The 16,749-nt window shown below is 54.3% G+C and carries 17 protein-coding genes; 10 read left to right on the plus strand and 7 right to left on the minus strand.

Features of this window, described 5'->3' with window-relative positions:
• Nucleotides 1-473: 473 nt before the first annotated feature.
• Entirely contained in the window at nucleotides 474-1,769 is a 1,296-nt protein-coding gene (tyrS, locus tag EYC87_RS18280; protein WP_279254168.1) for a tyrosine--tRNA ligase, read from the minus strand.
• A 276-nt stretch (nucleotides 1,770-2,045) separates the two neighbouring features.
• Between tyrS and EYC87_RS18285 the strand changes: the two genes are divergently transcribed.
• Both EYC87_RS18285 and EYC87_RS18290 read left to right on the plus strand, forming a co-directional pair.
• Nucleotides 2,046-3,338 carry a peptidoglycan DD-metalloendopeptidase family protein gene (locus EYC87_RS18285; protein WP_279254169.1) on the plus strand — a complete coding sequence of 431 codons (1,293 nt, stop codon included), beginning with the start codon at nucleotides 2,046-2,048 and terminating at the stop codon, nucleotides 3,336-3,338.
• Between the two features lie 2 nt (nucleotides 3,339-3,340).
• Nucleotides 3,341-4,468: an anhydro-N-acetylmuramic acid kinase gene (locus EYC87_RS18290; protein WP_279254170.1), complete on the plus strand. Its 1,128-nt coding sequence runs from the start codon at nucleotides 3,341-3,343 to the stop codon at nucleotides 4,466-4,468.
• A 112-nt stretch (nucleotides 4,469-4,580) separates the two neighbouring features.
• On the opposite strand, the gene erpA is transcribed toward EYC87_RS18290, so the two are convergent.
• The 4 genes from erpA to argC form a co-directional block, all read right to left on the minus strand.
• Entirely contained in the window at nucleotides 4,581-4,934 is a 354-nt protein-coding gene (gene erpA / locus EYC87_RS18295) for an iron-sulfur cluster insertion protein ErpA (protein WP_040540648.1), read from the minus strand.
• 75 nt (nucleotides 4,935-5,009) lie between these two features.
• Nucleotides 5,010-5,477 carry a bactofilin family protein gene (locus EYC87_RS18300; RefSeq protein WP_279254171.1) on the minus strand — a complete coding sequence of 156 codons (468 nt, stop codon included), beginning with the start codon at nucleotides 5,475-5,477 and terminating at the stop codon, nucleotides 5,010-5,012.
• Nucleotides 5,464-6,210 carry a DUF6776 family protein gene (locus EYC87_RS18305; protein WP_279254172.1) on the minus strand — a complete coding sequence of 249 codons (747 nt, stop codon included), beginning with the start codon at nucleotides 6,208-6,210 and terminating at the stop codon, nucleotides 5,464-5,466. The genes EYC87_RS18300 and EYC87_RS18305 overlap by 14 nt, the downstream gene beginning before the upstream one ends.
• A gap of 9 nt (nucleotides 6,211-6,219) precedes the next feature.
• On the minus strand, nucleotides 6,220-7,251 hold the full coding sequence (argC, locus tag EYC87_RS18310) for an N-acetyl-gamma-glutamyl-phosphate reductase (protein ID WP_279254231.1): 1,032 nt from the start codon (nucleotides 7,249-7,251) through the stop codon (nucleotides 6,220-6,222).
• 119 nt (nucleotides 7,252-7,370) lie between these two features.
• On the opposite strand from argC, the gene EYC87_RS18315 reads away from it, so the two are divergent.
• The 6 genes from EYC87_RS18315 (at nucleotide 7,371) to EYC87_RS18340 (ending at nucleotide 13,793) form a co-directional block, all read left to right on the plus strand.
• Complete coding sequence (locus tag EYC87_RS18315; protein WP_279254173.1) at nucleotides 7,371-9,095, plus strand: chloride channel protein; 1,725 nt, start codon at nucleotides 7,371-7,373, stop codon at nucleotides 9,093-9,095.
• Nucleotides 9,096-9,110: 15 nt separating this feature from the next.
• Nucleotides 9,111-9,533 (plus strand): CopD family protein, encoded by a 423-nt coding sequence (locus tag EYC87_RS18320; protein ID WP_279254174.1) that lies wholly within the window; start codon nucleotides 9,111-9,113, stop codon nucleotides 9,531-9,533.
• 87 nt (nucleotides 9,534-9,620) lie between these two features.
• Entirely contained in the window at nucleotides 9,621-10,901 is a 1,281-nt protein-coding gene (hemL, locus tag EYC87_RS18325; RefSeq protein WP_279254175.1) for a glutamate-1-semialdehyde 2,1-aminomutase, read from the plus strand.
• Nucleotides 10,902-10,914: 13 nt separating this feature from the next.
• Nucleotides 10,915-11,922 (plus strand): porphobilinogen synthase, encoded by a 1,008-nt coding sequence (hemB, locus tag EYC87_RS18330; RefSeq protein ID WP_279254176.1) that lies wholly within the window; start codon nucleotides 10,915-10,917, stop codon nucleotides 11,920-11,922.
• A gap of 4 nt (nucleotides 11,923-11,926) precedes the next feature.
• On the plus strand, nucleotides 11,927-12,538 hold the full coding sequence (locus tag EYC87_RS18335) for a delta-aminolevulinic acid dehydratase (protein WP_279254177.1): 612 nt from the start codon (nucleotides 11,927-11,929) through the stop codon (nucleotides 12,536-12,538).
• Between the two features lie 100 nt (nucleotides 12,539-12,638).
• Nucleotides 12,639-13,793, plus strand: coding sequence for a diguanylate cyclase domain-containing protein (locus tag EYC87_RS18340; protein WP_279254178.1), 1,155 nt, complete (start codon nucleotides 12,639-12,641; stop codon nucleotides 13,791-13,793).
• Nucleotides 13,794-13,816: 23 nt separating this feature from the next.
• Here the strand turns inward: EYC87_RS18340 and EYC87_RS18345 are convergent, their stop codons facing one another.
• On the minus strand, nucleotides 13,817-14,362 hold the full coding sequence (locus EYC87_RS18345) for an NUDIX hydrolase (RefSeq protein ID WP_279254179.1): 546 nt from the start codon (nucleotides 14,360-14,362) through the stop codon (nucleotides 13,817-13,819).
• Between the two features lie 156 nt (nucleotides 14,363-14,518).
• Here EYC87_RS18345 and EYC87_RS18350 point away from each other — a divergent pair, with 156 nt between their 5' ends.
• A complete protein-coding gene (locus EYC87_RS18350) occupies nucleotides 14,519-15,997 on the plus strand; it encodes an ATP-binding cassette domain-containing protein (RefSeq protein WP_279254180.1) in 1,479 nt (492 codons plus the stop codon).
• Here the strand turns inward: EYC87_RS18350 and EYC87_RS18355 are convergent.
• Nucleotides 15,994-16,413 (minus strand): tetratricopeptide repeat protein, encoded by a 420-nt coding sequence (locus EYC87_RS18355; RefSeq protein WP_279254181.1) that lies wholly within the window; start codon nucleotides 16,411-16,413, stop codon nucleotides 15,994-15,996. The genes EYC87_RS18350 and EYC87_RS18355 overlap by 4 nt on opposite strands.
• A 23-nt stretch (nucleotides 16,414-16,436) precedes the next feature.
• Between EYC87_RS18355 and EYC87_RS18360 the strand changes: the two genes are divergently transcribed.
• Nucleotides 16,437-16,742, plus strand: coding sequence for a hypothetical protein (locus tag EYC87_RS18360; protein WP_279254182.1), 306 nt, complete (start codon nucleotides 16,437-16,439; stop codon nucleotides 16,740-16,742).
• The last annotated feature ends 7 nt before the right edge of the window (nucleotides 16,743-16,749 follow it).

The raw sequence follows: 16,749 nt of genomic DNA on the forward strand, positions 1-16,749 counted from the left end.
CTCAGACACAATTCGAAAATCAAAAATTACAAGAATTTGTGAGTCACTCGTTGTGTCTGAATAGTCGTGATCAACTATCCCAACAAGTGCCCACACATCTGTCTTCGTCTATTTTGTTAAGCAACACCCAAACCGCCGGGGTTTTGGGTTTTGCGCTGAGGGGCTCCCTCAAGCGCGGAGGCGTATTATACAGCCGAGCCTCGCATTGGCAACTAAATATTTAAAATATTTGAAACCGTTTCGGCTTCGAAGGTTTTTCACTTTCTCTTCCTAAGCTGTTGATAGCCCTAGAATTTATAAGTGAAGCCAAACAGCGTTTTAAACGCCGCCCTCTTCGAAGGGAGGCGAACTATACGCAGCAGCTATTGGTGGCGCAAGCCCTTTTTAAAATTAATCAGCAAATGCCAATTTTTGCCATTATTGGTATGCGTTTTGTAAGTGAAAAGAAGCCCTGAAAGGAACAAAAGAAGCAGTCAGTCGATCTCAAAAAGGTGGTACTTCTTTTTGCCAAGCTTCACGAGGTAGTAACGACCGTAAAGAGCTTCAGACAACTCAAAGCAACCAGTGACGTTAGCATTGGCATCCCAGCCCACCGCTCGACTGTTAATTGTTACCGCGCTGCGCCCAAGAGCATCCTTCACTTGCTTGCCAGAACCGGCCATCCCGACCTCGGTCAATAATTGCGTCAGCGTTTCTGGAAACTGACTCCTAGAAACATGACTGGCAGGCAGCCCGTCTTGACGCAATTGAGCCAGATCGCCCTCTGCGAGTCCCTCTATGGAACCACTGAACAGGGACTCGGTAATACGCACGGCAGCAGCCAGCCCCTCCTCTCCATGCACCAGACGAGTGACCTCACGGGCAAGCACCTCCTGCGCTTCCGGGCGGCCTTCTCTGGCGGCATCGGCTTGCTCAATCGCATTAATCTCAGAGACCTCCAGAAAAGTGAAGTACTTGAGGAAACGATAGACATCAGCATCCGAGCAGCCCAACCAGAACTGGTAAAAAGCATACGGTGAGGTCTTGGCCGCATCCAACCAGATAGTACCCGCCTCTGTTTTTCCGAATTTGGTGCCGTCTGACTTGGTGATCAATGGCATAGTTAAGCCAAAAACCTGGTTACCGTTCAAGCGCCGGGTAAGGTCAATACCGCCGGTGATATTACCCCACTGGTCTGATCCGCCCAGTTGTAAAGTGCAATCATGACGCTTGTTCAGTTCGGCAAAATCATAGGACTGCAAAATCATGTAAGTAAACTCAGTAAAGCTGATGCCACTGCCCTCGCGCTCGATACGCTGCTTTACCGACTCCTTCTGAATCATGGCGTTGATCGAGAAGTGCTTGCCTATATCCCGAAGGAAGGTCAGCACGTCCATGTGTTCCGTCCAGTCTAGATTATTGACGACTTCGGCCGCGACCGAACCGGCGTCAAAATCGATAAAACGGGCCACCTGGGCCTTAAGCTTATCTACCCAGTTCGCCACAATATCCGGCGTATTGAGCTGACGCTCCTGAGTTTTGAAGCTAGGATCCCCAATCAGACCAGTTGCACCACCCACAAGCGCCAGGGGTTTGTGGCCAGCCAGTTGAAACCGGCGCAACATCAGCAAGGGCACCAGGGAGCCGATATGAAGGCTGTCGGCGGTAGGATCAAAGCCGCAATAAAGCGTACGCGGCCCGCCGTCTAACCATGCCGGGAGGTCGTCTTCGCCGGCGATCTGGAATATCAGTCCGCGAGCGTGGAGATCTTCAAGTAGTGCGCTGCTCATGTGCTGGTCTCGTACAATCAACGGGATTGGTCAAAAAAGGGGCGCCAACGATACAACACCGCTTCCCAAATGCAAGCTTCTGGTACTTCTGCCTATAGATGTTGTTGATTATTTTATATACTCGAGCTTCTTTATAACAGGAAGCACTGACGGGACATGGGAGCAGCGAACAGACAGCGGGGGGCCACCGCGATTCGCGCAGAGCAATCACCTCTAGCCAGCATTAGGCTGCTGCAGCTGAAACTAAGGCGGAGGCACCTAAAGGCGGGTGTAGCGATGATCGGCTGCATAGCGATTTTCTTTGGACTCAACACCAGCGAAAACGCCAAGCCGGAGCCTCAGCAAGCACTAGAGGACGCACCGCTTGTGCCCGTTGTTGACGGCGGCGCAGCTGCTGAACCAGCAAACCTCCTTACGCCGGAACCTGAAGCCCCGAAAGCACAACCCTGGAACGAACAGGTTGTGCGTAACGGAGACAATTTATCGCTAATTTTCAAACGCGCCGGTTTCGATACCCAAGATGTTCACCGGGTCGTCACGGAGTCTCCGGACGGCAGTGGACTGGCTCGCATCTATCCAGGACAAACCATCGCCTTTCTCGGCAATGAATCCGGAGAGTTGGCGGCAGTGCGCCATGTGAAAAGTGAGCTCGAAACCATCAGTTACACGCTCAGCGCAAATGGCTACGGCAGCGAGGTCATCACACGCACCCCAGTAACACGACAATCCAATGCTACTGGCATTATCACCTCCTCCCTATTCCTTGCCGGACAAGAAGCTGGTTTGTCTCACACCACCATTATGGATATGGCTAATATCTTCGGCGGAGTGATCGATTTCGTAGGCGATCCGCGCAAGGGAGACACCATGCACTTGCTGTTTGAGGAGCTCTACCTCGACGGCAACAAGTTCGACGATGGCGAAATTATAGCTGCCTCCTATGCGAATCAAGGCAAAACATTCACCGCTTATCGTTATACCGACAGCGCCGGAAAAACCGGCTATTTCAACACCGATGGCGTGAGCATGCGCAAGGCGTTCCTGCTGGCACCCGTGGATTTCACTCGTATCAGCTCCAACTTCAACCCTCGTCGCATACACCCTATATACAAGACCGCACGCCCACATCGCGGAACTGACTATGCCGCATCCACAGGGACACCGGTCTACGCCGCAGGAGACGGCCGCGTCATCAAAGCGGGTTACAACAGAGCGAACGGCAACTACGTTTTCATCCAGCACGGCGAACAGTTCGTCACCAAGTACCTGCACCTGCACAAGCGCAAGGTCAAGCAGGGGGCTCGAGTTTCACAAAGCCAGGTGATTGGTACCGTAGGGTCGACAGGTGCTGCTACCGGCCCACACTTGCACTATGAATTCCTGATGAACGGAGTCCACCGCAATCCTCGCACCATCCACAAAAAGTTGCCCAAGGCAAAATCTCTGGCTGCATCAGAGATGCCGCGTTTTCGCCAGGCCATTAGTGAAATATCCGAACAGCTGGCGGCCCTGCAGCAAGACACCGACAATCGATTGGCCATGACTGAGTCCAGTGAAGACAAAGGCTAGCAGTGTCTAACGGACTGTTCATCGGCCTCATGTCAGGCACCAGCGTAGACGGCATAGATTGCGCTCTCGTTGAGATCAAAGACACCCGGGTAAAGCTTCTACAAACCCTGCAACTTGATATTCCCCCTGCCGTTCGCGAGCAAGTCGCGAGCCTGAGCCACAGCGGCCCGGAAGAAATAGAGCAATTGGGTGTGCTGGACAGGAAGCTAGGCAGTCTTTTTGCCCAGGCCAGCCTGGATTTGCTTGAAAGCGCCGGAAAAACGGCGGGAGAAATTACTGCGATTGGCAGCCATGGTCAAACTATCCGACATCGCCCACCATCAGGCGGTCACAGTCATCAGCAAAGTTTCACCTTGCAGATTGGTGACCCCAACACCATTGCCGAAATGACCGGGATTACCACGGTGGCTGATTTTCGCCGCAGAGACATGGCAGCCGGTGGTGAAGGTGCACCATTGGCGCCGGCATTTCACGAGGGCGCTTTTGCGCAAGAACACAGCAATCGCGCCATTATCAATATCGGGGGCATTGCCAACGTCAGCCTGTTAAAGGGTAATCGCCTGGTGGCAGGTTTTGATACCGGCCCGGGGAACACCCTGCTGGATCACTGGATTAGACAACAGCGACAGCTACCATACGACCAGGATGGCCAATGGGCCGCCAGCGGCGAAGTAGAAGGCCCGCTGCTTGAGAAACTAATGGCTCATCCCTACCTGGCCCTGACTGGGCCTCGCAGTACGGGCAAGGAGGCTTTTAACCTGCCTTGGCTTTACGACTTGCTGTCGGCATTACCTGACATCCCTCCACAGAACGTGCAGGCCACGCTGGCTGAATTCAGCGCTAAAACAATTGCCGATGCCATCGTGCAAACTCATGTAGAGGTTGACGAAATCTATGTTTGCGGCGGCGGCGCTCATAATGGCCAACTGATGAAATGTCTCTGTGCGGCGCTGCCGGGCACGACGGTCGGAAAAACCGATGAGCTGGGGATCGATTCGGACTGGGTAGAAGCCGCCACTTTTGCCTGGCTGTCGTGGCGCACAATATCGAATCTACCGGGGAATGCGCCGGCGGTTACCGGGGCCAACGCAGAGAGAGTGCTTGGCGCTATTTATCCAGGGAACGTGTAAGAGAAGCTTTAAACCTCTTTCTGGACCAATCGGGTCACTGGTTTCAGTCGGCAGAACAGTGCGCCAATAAAAGTCAGCAGCTCCCCAACCTCCAGATCAGCTCTGTTAATCGCTAAATAGAGAAAGAAGCACCGCAACCGCAGGTAGTGGTCGCATTGGGATTGTTAACGATGAAGCGAGAACCCTCCAGGCCCTCGGTGTAGTCAACTTCGGACCCCACCAGATACTGGAAGCTCATGGGATCCACCAGCAAGGTGACACCCCCTTCTTCAATGGCTGTATCATCCTCAGCGACGTCCTCGTCAAAACTGAAGCCGTACTGAAAACCGGAGCAGCCGCCGCCGGTAATATAAACGCGCAATTTCAGCGCCTTGTTTTCCTCTTCCGACACCAGTTCCTGCACCTTGCGCACAGCGCTGGCGGAAAGATTAATACTGGATGGATTGAAAGATTCAGCTACAGACATGATTTTGCTCATGGCCAACAAAATGGCCGTCAACAGTTTTAAGACCCACTATTATCATAAATCCGACTAATTTGGTCAACTTTTAGCCGAGGCAAGTTTACCTGGACCGGATTTCTTGCCCGAACTCGCCTCAGTGACCTCCACCGATGGGTCCGGCGCTTTCTCCCGTCCACCGGTAGCTGCTGTGACGTGAGTCAGACTGCCATTGACTTCAGAGCCGGCGGCCATCTCCAAAAGGGTGTAGTGCACATTGCCCTGCACCCGTCCCTTGGCTGCGAGCTCTAGGTGCTTAGTGGAATATACGTCACCCTCTACCATGCCGTTCACGATCACCGAAGGCGCACGAATCTCGCCCTGGACGAGGCCCTTGTCGATAATGCGAACCAGTGCGTCCTTGCCCTCTTCGGCATAAATATTTCCTTGCACCAATCCTTCAACATCGAGGCTGCCGCTGAAATGGATATCGCCTACGATCGTTGTATCCCTGGCGACTAATGTAGTGTTTCCACTGGGCCCAAAACCTGATTTTCTACTTCCCAACATGGGTAAATTTCTCCGTAACTTGCCAGGGGTATTGTTCCCTGACTTCCATTTTACGCGGCGCGGTGGCTGTAGCCACCAGACTGACGCTTCTGGGCTCAAAACCCTCTGGCAGACTCAGCTCGCCGTCTATGGACTGAAAATAACGAAAGCGAAGGGCAATTTCACTGCCTTCGATGTCGGAGCTGAGTTCTGCGAGCGAATAGCTTACCTGCTGGCCGGCAAGCACGCCAATGACCTCTGCAGATAACTCGCCTTTTAGCTGGGAGTGCTTGCGAGCTTCCTGTTGCGCCACAATTCGATAGGAATAGTAGCCGGGGTTGTCCAGGGCAACCAGCTCCAACGGACGCAAACTCAACCCCTGGGCAATTTCTCCCGGCGCCATCAGGCTGCGATAAAACTGCAACCCCTCTTCCAGCGAAGCTATTTGCTCTTTCTGATCGGCGAGGTCCCTGCGCACCATTTCCAGGGCCTGTTGACCCATCTGGTTCTGGGTGCTCTGGACCTCCAGTCGGGCCTCGGCAACCACGAGCTGTGCCTGTAACTCGGGCAACTGGGTTTTCATAGCCCGATAAAGCTCCGGATTCAGGCCCATACCACTATAGGCTGCGCGCTCACCGATGTAGAAAGCAGCCACCATAAAACCTAATAAAATCAGTACCGCCAGCAGCAGCCGCTGCCGCCAGAGGCGGCGCATTTCCTGACTACTGAGGTGTCGCTTACGAGTAATTGGCATGAGCAGTAATCAGGGCAGCAAGCCGACCTGCTTGAGGCCCATATCCTCAGGCAAGCCCAACATGATATTCATATTCTGGACCGCCTGGCCCGAAGCTCCTTTAACCAGGTTATCGATAGCAGCCATGACCACAACAGTGTCGCGGTCCTGAGGAACCTGCAGGGCGATTTGGCAACGGTTGGCGCCTTTAACGGTGCGGGTCTGGGGGCACGTGCCCGCCGGGAGAATATCCACAAAGGGCTCATCCGCATACCACTCTTCGTAAAGCGCCTGCAGATCAACGCCGGTATCCAACAGGCGAGCAAACAAGGTGGAATGGATTCCCCGAATCATCGGTAACAGGTGCGGCACAAAAGTGAGCTGCACGGGGCTACCGGCTATAGCACCGAGCCCCTGCTCAATTTCAGGTAAGTGTCTATGCCCCGCTACCGCATAGGCTTTAAAGCTATCAGAGACCTCAGATAACAGATTGTCCACCTTGGCCTGGCGCCCGGCACCACTGACACCGGATGCGCTGCTGGCGATCAGATGCTGGCTATCTACCAAGCTATTTGCGAGCAGCGGAATCAAGCCCAACTGCACCGAGGTGGGATAGCAACCGGGACACGCGACCAGGTTAGCGCCGGCAATTTGCTCGCGATTAACTTCCGGCAAACCATAAACAGCCTGGGCCAGGATTTCCGGGCTGGCATGGGTCTCACCGTACCAATGGGACCACAACTGCGCATCCTTGATTCGATAGTCTGCTGATAAATCCACTATCCTTGCACCTGACTGCAGCAATTCAGGCACCAGGTTCATGGCGACGTTGTGCGGCGTAGCGAAGAAGACGATATCGCAGGCGGCAAGTTGGGCCGCATCAGGTTCGCTAAAGGCAATTGAGTAGTGCCCGCGTAAATTGGGATAAAGGTCATCTACCCTTCGCCCGCTTTCGGCCCTGGACGTGATAGCTACCACCTGAGCCTCCTCATGCAGCGCTAACAACCTCAATAACTCTACACCCGTGTACCCGGTGCCCCCTACAATACCAACCTTGATCATAGTTTTACCCGCCTTCCTATTCACCCGCATACCTCGCGGGCGGTGAACCCAATAGTATAAAAGTAATGCTGGCCCAAATAACTGGTAATATTGGCTTTTTGAGCGGAACCCTAAAGTTCGTGCGGAAACTGATCAGCAACTACAGACGACTTCTGACCAACTACGACTCCGTATTGGCCTACTCACTACTGGGCGTTATCGGCGGCGTCGCTTCCGGCCTGGTCATTCTTGGCTTTGAAGAGAGCATCGCCTATCTAGCTGCGCTTTGGGGCGTGGGCAGTAGCGGTGAAGATTTCGAGTCCTTGCCACCCCTGTTTCGCTTCCTTCTGCCGGCGATCGGGGCCCTGCTACTGGGGGTCTGCTATCAAATGTTGAGGAACGAAGATCGGGAAGTCGGCATTGTTCACGTGTTGAGTCGAATGCACTCTCATTACGGCGCGCTCCCCGCCCGCAATGCCATTATTCAGTTTTTTGGGGGCGCTTTTGCCCTCGCTTCAGGTCAGTCCGGGGGCCGCGAGGGCCCCGGCGTTCATTTGGGGGGCGCGATCAACAGCCTGCTGGGCCAGCGCCTTGGCCTGCCCAATAACAGCCTTCGCGTGCTGATTGCCTGCGGCACCGCTGGCGGCATTGCCGCTGCTTTTAACACCCCCCTGGCGGGTGTGATTTTTGCGATGGAGGTGATTATCGCCGAGTACACGGTGGTCGGTTTCATCCCCGTAATGCTGGCCGCGGTCTCGGCCTCGGCGGTCAGCCGCACCTTTGCCACAGGAGGCGCTGTATTTAACATTCCCAGTCTGCAGCTGACGTCTTTGTGGGAAATTCCGTATATCGTTTTGTTAGGCTTCTCCTGCGGACTGGCCGTGGTGGCTTTCGTGCAGATCAGCAAGCACACGGCGCGATTGTCCCATCACGCTGTCATTTTTCGCTTTACCGCTGCCGGCGTTATCACCGGCGCGCTAGCCTTATTTGTGCCAGAAATCATGGGCATAGGTTATGACACTCTGCGTCTGGCGCTCAACGGAGAAGTCGCCCTTTTGGCCCTGGTCGTTATCGCTGGGGCAAAAATAATCGCCACTTCAATTACCGTGGGAGCAGGCATGCCGGTAGGCATTATCGGTCCCAATCTGTTAATTGGCGCCTGTCTGGGCGGAGCGATGGGCATGATCGGCAATCAATTCATGCCCGGCCTCGCCTCAGACCCAACCCTTTACATTCTTATTGGTATGGGTTCTGCAATGGGCGCCATCATGAACGCACCGCTGGCTGCCATACTTGCTGTGCTTGAACTGACGCACTCCATGAGCATCGCCATGCCGGCAATGCTGGCGATAGTAGCTGCTACGCTGACTCACACTGGACTTTTTCGCCAGCGCTCCCTGCATCAGACTATTCTTCGACAGATGCAGCGCGCAGCTCCAAATGATCCCCTGAACCAACTGCTACACCGCACTCATGTCGGCTCAATCATGGATACCCGAGCGGTGCGAGTCCCTGCGGTACTGACACAGGAAGACAGGGAACCTCTGCTTGAGTTCAACCCCACCTGGTGTTTAGTCGGCCGAGATGGAATAGACCTTTATCTCGTCAAGGGCACTGAATTACTCGCTTGGTTGGCGCAGCACCGCGAGGTGGAAGAAGTTGACGTTACAGAAGCAGACATCCGACGCTGGACTCAAACATCGGTACCAATGCAGGCCAGTCTGAGGCAGGCCATGGACGGTATTGGCAAAGACACCGCAGAAACAGTTTGCGTTTATGAGCGCAGCCGCTCGACCAGCCAACCGATTTTGCACGGGGTGATTACTCGTGAAAGTATTGAGAAGTTCACCCTCGCACAGTTATAACAAGGAACACAATTTATGCTCTGGCTCTGGCTAAAAGCCCTGCACATAATCTTCATGGTCTGCTGGTTTGCGGGACTGTTTTACCTGCCGAGAATATTTGTCAATTATGCGGCGGCAGAAAACCCCGAAACCAAAGCCACGCTGGCTCAAATGGCACATCGGCTGTACCGCTTTATCACCCCCTTTATGTTTATTCTCGCAGCGCTGGGTATTGGCTTACTCATTCTTAATCCTGCATTGTTGCAAGCAAAATGGCTTTGGCTGAAGCTCGCTGGCATGGCTTTTCTGGTGGTCTATCACTTCCAGTGTGGCCGCTACGTGAAAGCTATGCTGGATAGCCGCGATGACCACGGTCACGTATTTTACCGTTTCTTCAATGAGGTCCCTGTCCTGTTTTTGTTTGGCATGGTGTTGCTTGCAGTGTTCAAGCCATTCTAAGGCCGCTGGATATTCTCTCGCCAAGGCCCGATAATCCTGCCCCGGCCTTTAAAAGGGCAAGCATTACCAGCCAGAGCATGAAAACCTATGAGCACTTCGCAACAATTATTTGAACGCGCCAGCAAGCACATTCCCGGGGGCGTTAACTCTCCAGTGCGGGCGTTCAAGGCCGTCGGTGGAACCCCTGTATTTATAGAGCGCAGCGAAGGCGCCCGCATTTTCGACAGCGAAGGCAAACGCTATATCGATTACGTATTGTCCTGGGGCCCCATGTTGATGGGTCATAACCACCCCGCAGTTCGCGAGGCCGTGGTGCGCCAAAGTGAAAAAGGCCTCAGCTTCGGAGCACCAACCGAGCTTGAAACTCAGCTGGCAGATCGAATCTGCAACATCATGCCGAACATGGACATGGTGAGAATGGTCAACTCGGGCACCGAGGCCACCATGAGTGCCATTCGACTAGCCAGGGGCTATACCGGCCGTGATACGATTGTAAAATTTGAGGGCTGTTATCACGGTCATTCAGACTCGCTTCTGGTGAAGGCGGGTTCAGGCGCCCTGACCCTTGGCGTCCCCAGCTCACCCGGAGTACCGGCCGCTCTCGCTGATCACACCATGACATTGACCTTCAACGATCCCGAAGGTGTACGAGCAGCTTTCGCAGAGCACGCCGATAAGATTGCCTGTGTCATTGTAGAGCCAGTGGCAGGAAATATGAGCTGCATACCGCCGTCACCCGGCTTTCTGGAAACGCTCCGCGAAGTCTGTGATAACAGCGGCGCCGTGCTAATTCTGGACGAAGTGATGACCGGGTTTCGTTTCGGCTTGCAGGGCGCGCAAGGTTTCTATGGCATTGAGGCAGACCTCACAGCTTTGGGTAAAGTCATCGGTGGTGGCATGCCGGTAGGTGCCTTTGGTGGCAAGCGGGAAATTATGGAGCAAATTGCCCCCCTCGGCCCGGTATACCAGGCAGGCACCTTGGCGGGTAATCCCATTGCTATGGCAGCGGGGCTTGCGACACTGGAGGTTATCTCAGCGGAGGGTTTTTACGAGCCGGTATTCAAGCGCACTGAACAGCTGTGTGCGGGGCTGCGCGAAGCGGCCAATGAAAACGGCGTGGCATTTACGACCAACTCTGCGGGAACTATGTTTGGCGGGTTTTTCACCGAATCCAGTAAAATTGAAAACTACGCCCAGGTGATGGCCTGCGATACTGAGCGCTTCAACCGTTTCTTCCACATGATGCTACAGGCAGGTATTTACCTGGCACCTGCTTCCTATGAAGCAGGCTTTTTATCCAGCGCGCACACGGACGCGGATATAGAAGCGACGGTCGACGCGGCCCGCTCGGCATTTGCCGCTCTTTAATCGAGGACAGCTCATGACTTTCAGTTCACAGCGAGGCCCCTTTCCCGCCACCCGTATGCGTCGATTGCGGGCCAACGAGTTTTCCCGCCGCCTTGTTAGCGAGAGTCTGCTAACGCCAGCGGATTTGATTTTCCCGGTTTTCGTACTGGACGGTGAGGGCCAACGCGAAGCTATTCCCTCAATGCCGGGTATCGAGCGTTTGAGCATCGACCTGTTGGTGCGCCAGGCCAGGGATATCGCATCACTAGGTATTCCCGCCATCGCCCTGTTCCCGGTGGTTGGTGCTAGCAACAAGAGCTTGATGGCGGAGGAGGCCCACAATGCTGAGGGACTCGTGCAGCGAGCCGTGAAGTCAATCAAGGACGCTGTCCCAGAGCTGGGTGTTATCACAGATGTTGCGCTGGACCCTTTTACCACCCACGGCCAGGACGGCATCATTGATGACAGTGGCTATGTACTTAACGACGTCACCACCGAAGTACTGGTAAAACAGGCCTTGTCTCACGCCACAGCGGGGGCCGACGTCGTCGCTCCCTCGGATATGATGGATGGCCGCATTGGCGGAATTCGTCAGGCGTTAGAAGGCGCTTCTTTTGCCAATACGCTCATTATGTCTTACGCGGCAAAATACGCTTCCAGCTATTACGGCCCCTTTCGTGATGCAGTAGGCAACGCCGATAATATCAAAGGTGGTAACAAATACAGTTACCAGATGGATCCCGCCAACTCTGACGAGGCCCTGCACGAGTGTGCCTTGGATCTGGCGGAGGGTGCCGACATGATCATGGTTAAACCAGGGATGCCTTACCTCGATATCGTTCGCCGCGTGAAGGACGAACTTAAAGCACCAACGTTTGCCTATCAGGTCAGCGGCGAGTACGCCATGCACCAGGCTGCCTTCGCAAACGGCTGGCTTGAGCCAGATGCGGTGATGCTCGAATCGCTACTGGCTTTCAAGCGAGCAGGCTGCGACGGCATCCTCACCTACTTTGCCATTGATGCGGCAAAAGCACTGCAGTAACCCGATGCTGCGTCGCATTCTATACTGCTTGCCCCTACTGGTTTTTACCAAGGCTGGCTTCGCCGAGTGCGAGTGCCTGTGGCAGGGTTCTTTCGCCGATGTTCAAGCCGCAACCGATCTGGTGGTTTCCGGTACCGTCATTGCTGGCAAGGGCAACTCCATTGATCTGGACATTGCCAAAACAATGCGGGGAGCAAGTCCTACTGAGCAGGTGCGTATCTGGCTCAAACGTGAAGATAACTGCCGGCCTGAAGCCAAGCTGTTCCCCACCGGCTCGAGCTGGGTCATGGCGCTGCAACGTATCGACCAGCTTGCACCGGGCGGCTTCAACCCCAGCACCCCAAACATCAGTTTTGGCAGAGTAGGCGATTATCAGCTGTCCAGTTGCGGCGGATATTGGCTCAAACTGAGCAACCAGCATGTCACAGGTGCACTGGTAGATTCGCCCCGCTGGGCGCATGATCCTAAAATGTCTCCAGTGTTGCTGGATCTGGTCGCTGCCTTTGTCGCAGGAAAAGTAGAGGCACCGGCGCTGCTGGAGGCGAGCCGCGAGGATCCCGCCCTACGCGACCTAATGCTTGATACCCGCGCCTTCATGCGTGGGGACATGGAGTAAAAAAACCCTCAAACACTAAGGGAATGTCCGGATTAAACAGGGCTCTGCCAGCAGCCTTGATGTATAACAGGGTAAATGCACGAATAACTACAACGATCCTATGACAAACGTGCTGCAACAGCTAACCCGCATTAGAGACTGGTGGATAGCGCTGTGTACCGGTCGCGATCCCCTGCGGCCATTGGACGAAGAGCACTATCGCCAACGCATACTTGCGATTACAAGCTTCTTCTGCCTGACAACCGTCATCGGTGTCCCCGTTGTAATACCTATCGTTATCGACATATCACCGCAAGGACGCTTCGCTGCGACCACATTGCTGGCCATTATCGGCCTCAGCGTGCTGGTCAGCGTACTGATACTAAGGTACCTGAACAATCGCATTGCGGCGCTGCACCTGTTACTGCTGGTTTATACCGGCGCGTTTGCCATTGCCTGCGCCTACTTTGGCGGCACTCGTTCTCCTACTTTTGCCCTGTTAATCCTGGCGCCGGTTATGGCTTCCATTGTTGGCGGCACTGGCGCCGGCTTGTTCTGGACCGCCCTGGTGCTCATCATTTGGTCAGTCATACTCGGACTGGAGCGCCTGGGCGTGCAGTTCACCCAGATCATCTCGCCGCAAAACTACAACATGGCCATCACCCTTTCATACGGCGCAATGGGACTCTCTGTCATCAGCATCATTACGGTGTACGCAGAAATGAACAAACATCTGCGAGAAGCCTTACAAGGTGCCAACAGCGAGCTTGAATTCCTCTCCAACCATGATGACCTCACCGGACTTTACAACCGTCGCTTCTATGAGCAACGCATGGCGCACCTATTGGAAAGAGCGGAAATCACCGGCAAGACCATCGGCCTAATCATGTTCGACCTGGATGATTTCAAACAAGTAAATGATACCCACGGCCACGGTATGGGAGACGCATTACTGAAAATGCTGGGAGAGCGTTTGCGCCATCAGGTCAGAGACATAGACCTCATTGCGCGGCTGGGCGGTGACGAATTTGTCGTGCTGATGGAGAACATGCGTTCGTCCGACGACTTGCCAGAAATCGCTGCCAAACTGGTCGCTGCGGTGGAAAAACCGATCAAAGCCCGCAATGAGGTGATGGCACTCAAAGTCAGCTGCGGGTTCGCTCTATACCCCGGGGACGGGTTAAGTCGAGCGGAGCTTGAAGAGAAAGCCGACAAAGCCATGTACCGTGCTAAAAAGAGGGGTAGCTCGCCGGACCCTAGCCTAATACTTCACTAAACCCGCCGCAGCACTGCAATACACTACGCTCGCCTCCAACGCGGACGCAACGGATTATCGCCGCCTTCAACCAGATCCATTAATTCATCCAGCATCATCAGCGACAGTCCCCAAATACAGCGCTGCTCATATTGATAGCAAGGGAGAGGGATTTTCACGCCTTTGTAATCCCAAGTCATTTTTTCGCGGTTGCCGGAATCCAGGAGGAACTCCAGGGGCACCCATACCACCTCGGCGACTTCATAATTGGGCGTAAACTCAACCTCCCGCTCGAGATGAAAAATAAAGGGGCTGACCGCCATCCCCAGCGTGTGTTTGCGAGGACGGGCATTAAGATCGCTAAGTCGCCCGAGGCAGCGATCCTGAGGCCCCAGGGTCAGACCGACCTCTTCTTCAGTCTCTCGCACCGCCACCGAATAACCGTTGGCATCCGTTTTATCCATGCGACCACCGGGAAACGCCATATGGCCAGACCAGGGATCACCTTCCCTTTCTGCCCTCTTGATCATTAGAATGTTCAGCTCGCCTTGGCGAACTTGCAACACCATAGCGACCGCCGAACGTTTCATTAGCGGCCGCAGTAAAGGCTTTTTCGGGGAGTACGCCGGCAGGCGCGTTTCAATCAGCTGTAACAGGGAAACCGACAACAGTACACATCCATAATGATTTAGGGGATTAAGCCAGCCCATTGTGCCAGTTACAAGCAACACCGGAACGGCTTTGTTATGAAATATTCGCCACTATTTAGCCTACGCGATGTGCAGTTGGTCTACCGCGCGCTGCCCGCACTCAAACACATCAGTTGGCAGGTACAAACGGGAGAGCAATGGGCTTGCCTGGGACCCAATGGTGCGGGCAAAACCAGCCTGGCGAACATAATCTGCGGTCAGGCCAATCACTACAGCGGCGAGTATCAAGGCTCACCTGAAATCGACTCCAGCGGAGTGGCCTATGTCTGCTTTGAACAAGCGCGTGCACTGTGCGAGCGAGATAAAAAGCTGGACGACTCAGAAACTCGAGCCGATGCCAACGATCCCGGTACCCTGGTGCGCGATACGATTCTAAACAGACAAGCAGCAGATGAGCGTTTCCATTACTGGGTGACGAGGCTGGGCATAGGATATGCTCTGGATCGGGGGTTACGCTTTATCTCTACCGGGGAAATGCGCAAGACCCTGTTGATCAAGGCAATACTGAGCGATCCCGCGCTACTGATACTCGACTCACCGTTAGATGGCCTGGACAGCAGCTCCCAACGCGAACTGAGCGGTATCATCGACGAGCTACTTCGCTCCGATCAAGCTGTGCTGATGCTATGTCGGCAGGAGGAAGACTTACCCGCGGGAATTTCTCACTTGCTGGTATTGGACAATGGCGCAGTGATTGCATCAGGTGAACGCAAGGATGTACTGGCACAAGCAGATGTCAGGACGCTGCTGCATCCGCCGCTTCCATTACTTGGCAAACTTCCACCACCTGCGCCGCGAAACTACGCCGTACCCGACAACTGCCCACTACTCGACCTGAAGGACGTCGATGTCATCTACGACGGACTACAGGTATTGAAAAACGTGCATTGGCAATTCGATCAAGGGCAACACTGCTATATCTCCGGCCCCAATGGCTGCGGCAAAAGCACCCTGCTCAGCCTCATCACTGGTGACAATCACAAGGCTTACGGCCAGGACATTACCCTGTTCGGTATTCGACGCGGCTCGGGAGAAAGCATATGGGATATCAAACAGAAGTACGGCCAGCTCGACAACCAGCTACACCTCAACTTTGCCCGGGGCATGAAAGCACTGGAAGTGGTGCTGTCCGGGTTCTTTGACAGCATAGGTCTTTATGACACCTGGGGCGACGAACAAAAATCAGTGTCACAGCAATGGCTCGCAGCACTGGGCCTGGAGCATATCGAACGGGAAAGCTTCGACGCGCTATCCTTCGGCGTGCAACGCATGGTCTTGTTGGCGCGGGCCATGGTCAAGTCACCGACCATTCTGCTATTGGACGAGCCAACCCTGGGGCTGGATGGCCATCATCGTCGCCTGATGCTGCGCGCCATCGACCACATCGCAAGTAACTGTGACAGCCAGGTAATTTTCGTGAGCCACTCTGTCGGTGACGTACCTAACTGCATTAATCAGCATCTGCGTTTCGAGCCTGACGCTGATGGCTTTGAAGTGAGCTGCGAGAACAGCTAACGCGTGTAGGCCCTCAAAGCATCGCATTGCCGACTCCCATAGCAGTAAAGCAGCCCACGCTCAGCGGTGGCGTTCGCCTGGTTCATATTACCAGCTGCGGCGTGCGTTTGAGCCAATCCCAGATAGATATCTGCATTGTCAGGGTCAATCCGCTGGGCTCGTTCAAGGTAAGCCAGAGACTGATCGTAGTCGCCACGATCCCGCGCAGCGTCTGCCTTGGAAATCAATCCGCTGTGAGCACTAGTGGCATCAGTTCGAGGAGGCTTTGCAGGTTCTACAACAGGGGGCTGGCTGGGCACCGTTTCAGTCGTCTCAGGCTCGCCAGTCTCAATTTTTGGCAGCGAATAGGGGTTTGAGCCACACGCACTCAGTACCAGACTCAGTGCGAGCCACAACAAAGGGGATCTGATACTCAAAAGACGCACTTGGAGCTCCAACCATGGGGGATCAGCAGTGTAACCCAGGCATTAAGTTCGACCGAGAGCGAAAACAGGGAAGTTTCTATCCGGTCCAGATCAACAAAGCAATCAATTTTCAGTCACTGTCGCTACAGAAATACCAGAATGTGCGCCTGAGGTATAAAAAGCGGAGTGTTTATGAGGGCAGTATTGAAGCTGCGCAGTTGGCTGCTGTTGCTCTGCTTCCTTGTGGCCTGTGGCTTTCCTTTGAGTCATTGCGCCAATCGGCGAGGACCTACCCCCAAGAAATGGGCAGACACGCTGATCGAGATGGTGGGGAATTATGAATTCTGA

Source organism: Candidatus Seongchinamella marina, from assembly GCF_026262685.1.
Classification (GTDB): domain Bacteria; phylum Pseudomonadota; class Gammaproteobacteria; order Pseudomonadales; family Halieaceae; genus Halioglobus; species Halioglobus marinus.

Coding starts and splice junctions, on each gene's coding strand:
- tyrS (WP_279254168.1), bottom strand. CDS start 1,769: ATGAGCAGCGCACTACTTGAAGATCTCCACGCTCGCGGACTGATATTC.
- EYC87_RS18285 (WP_279254169.1), top strand. CDS start 2,046: ATGATCGGCTGCATAGCGATTTTCTTTGGACTCAACACCAGCGAAAAC.
- erpA (WP_040540648.1), bottom strand. CDS start 4,934: ATGTCTGTAGCTGAATCTTTCAATCCATCCAGTATTAATCTTTCCGCC.
- EYC87_RS18300 (WP_279254171.1), bottom strand. CDS start 5,477: ATGTTGGGAAGTAGAAAATCAGGTTTTGGGCCCAGTGGAAACACTACA.
- EYC87_RS18305 (WP_279254172.1), bottom strand. CDS start 6,210: ATGCCAATTACTCGTAAGCGACACCTCAGTAGTCAGGAAATGCGCCGC.
- argC (WP_279254231.1), bottom strand. CDS start 7,251: ATGATCAAGGTTGGTATTGTAGGGGGCACCGGGTACACGGGTGTAGAG.
- EYC87_RS18320 (WP_279254174.1), top strand. CDS start 9,111: ATGCTCTGGCTCTGGCTAAAAGCCCTGCACATAATCTTCATGGTCTGC.
- hemL (WP_279254175.1), top strand. CDS start 9,621: ATGAGCACTTCGCAACAATTATTTGAACGCGCCAGCAAGCACATTCCC.
- hemB (WP_279254176.1), top strand. CDS start 10,915: ATGACTTTCAGTTCACAGCGAGGCCCCTTTCCCGCCACCCGTATGCGT.
- EYC87_RS18335 (WP_279254177.1), top strand. CDS start 11,927: ATGCTGCGTCGCATTCTATACTGCTTGCCCCTACTGGTTTTTACCAAG.
- EYC87_RS18340 (WP_279254178.1), top strand. CDS start 12,639: ATGACAAACGTGCTGCAACAGCTAACCCGCATTAGAGACTGGTGGATA.
- EYC87_RS18345 (WP_279254179.1), bottom strand. CDS start 14,362: ATGAAACGTTCGGCGGTCGCTATGGTGTTGCAAGTTCGCCAAGGCGAG.
- EYC87_RS18350 (WP_279254180.1), top strand. CDS start 14,519: ATGAAATATTCGCCACTATTTAGCCTACGCGATGTGCAGTTGGTCTAC.
- EYC87_RS18360 (WP_279254182.1), top strand. CDS start 16,437: ATGGGGGATCAGCAGTGTAACCCAGGCATTAAGTTCGACCGAGAGCGA.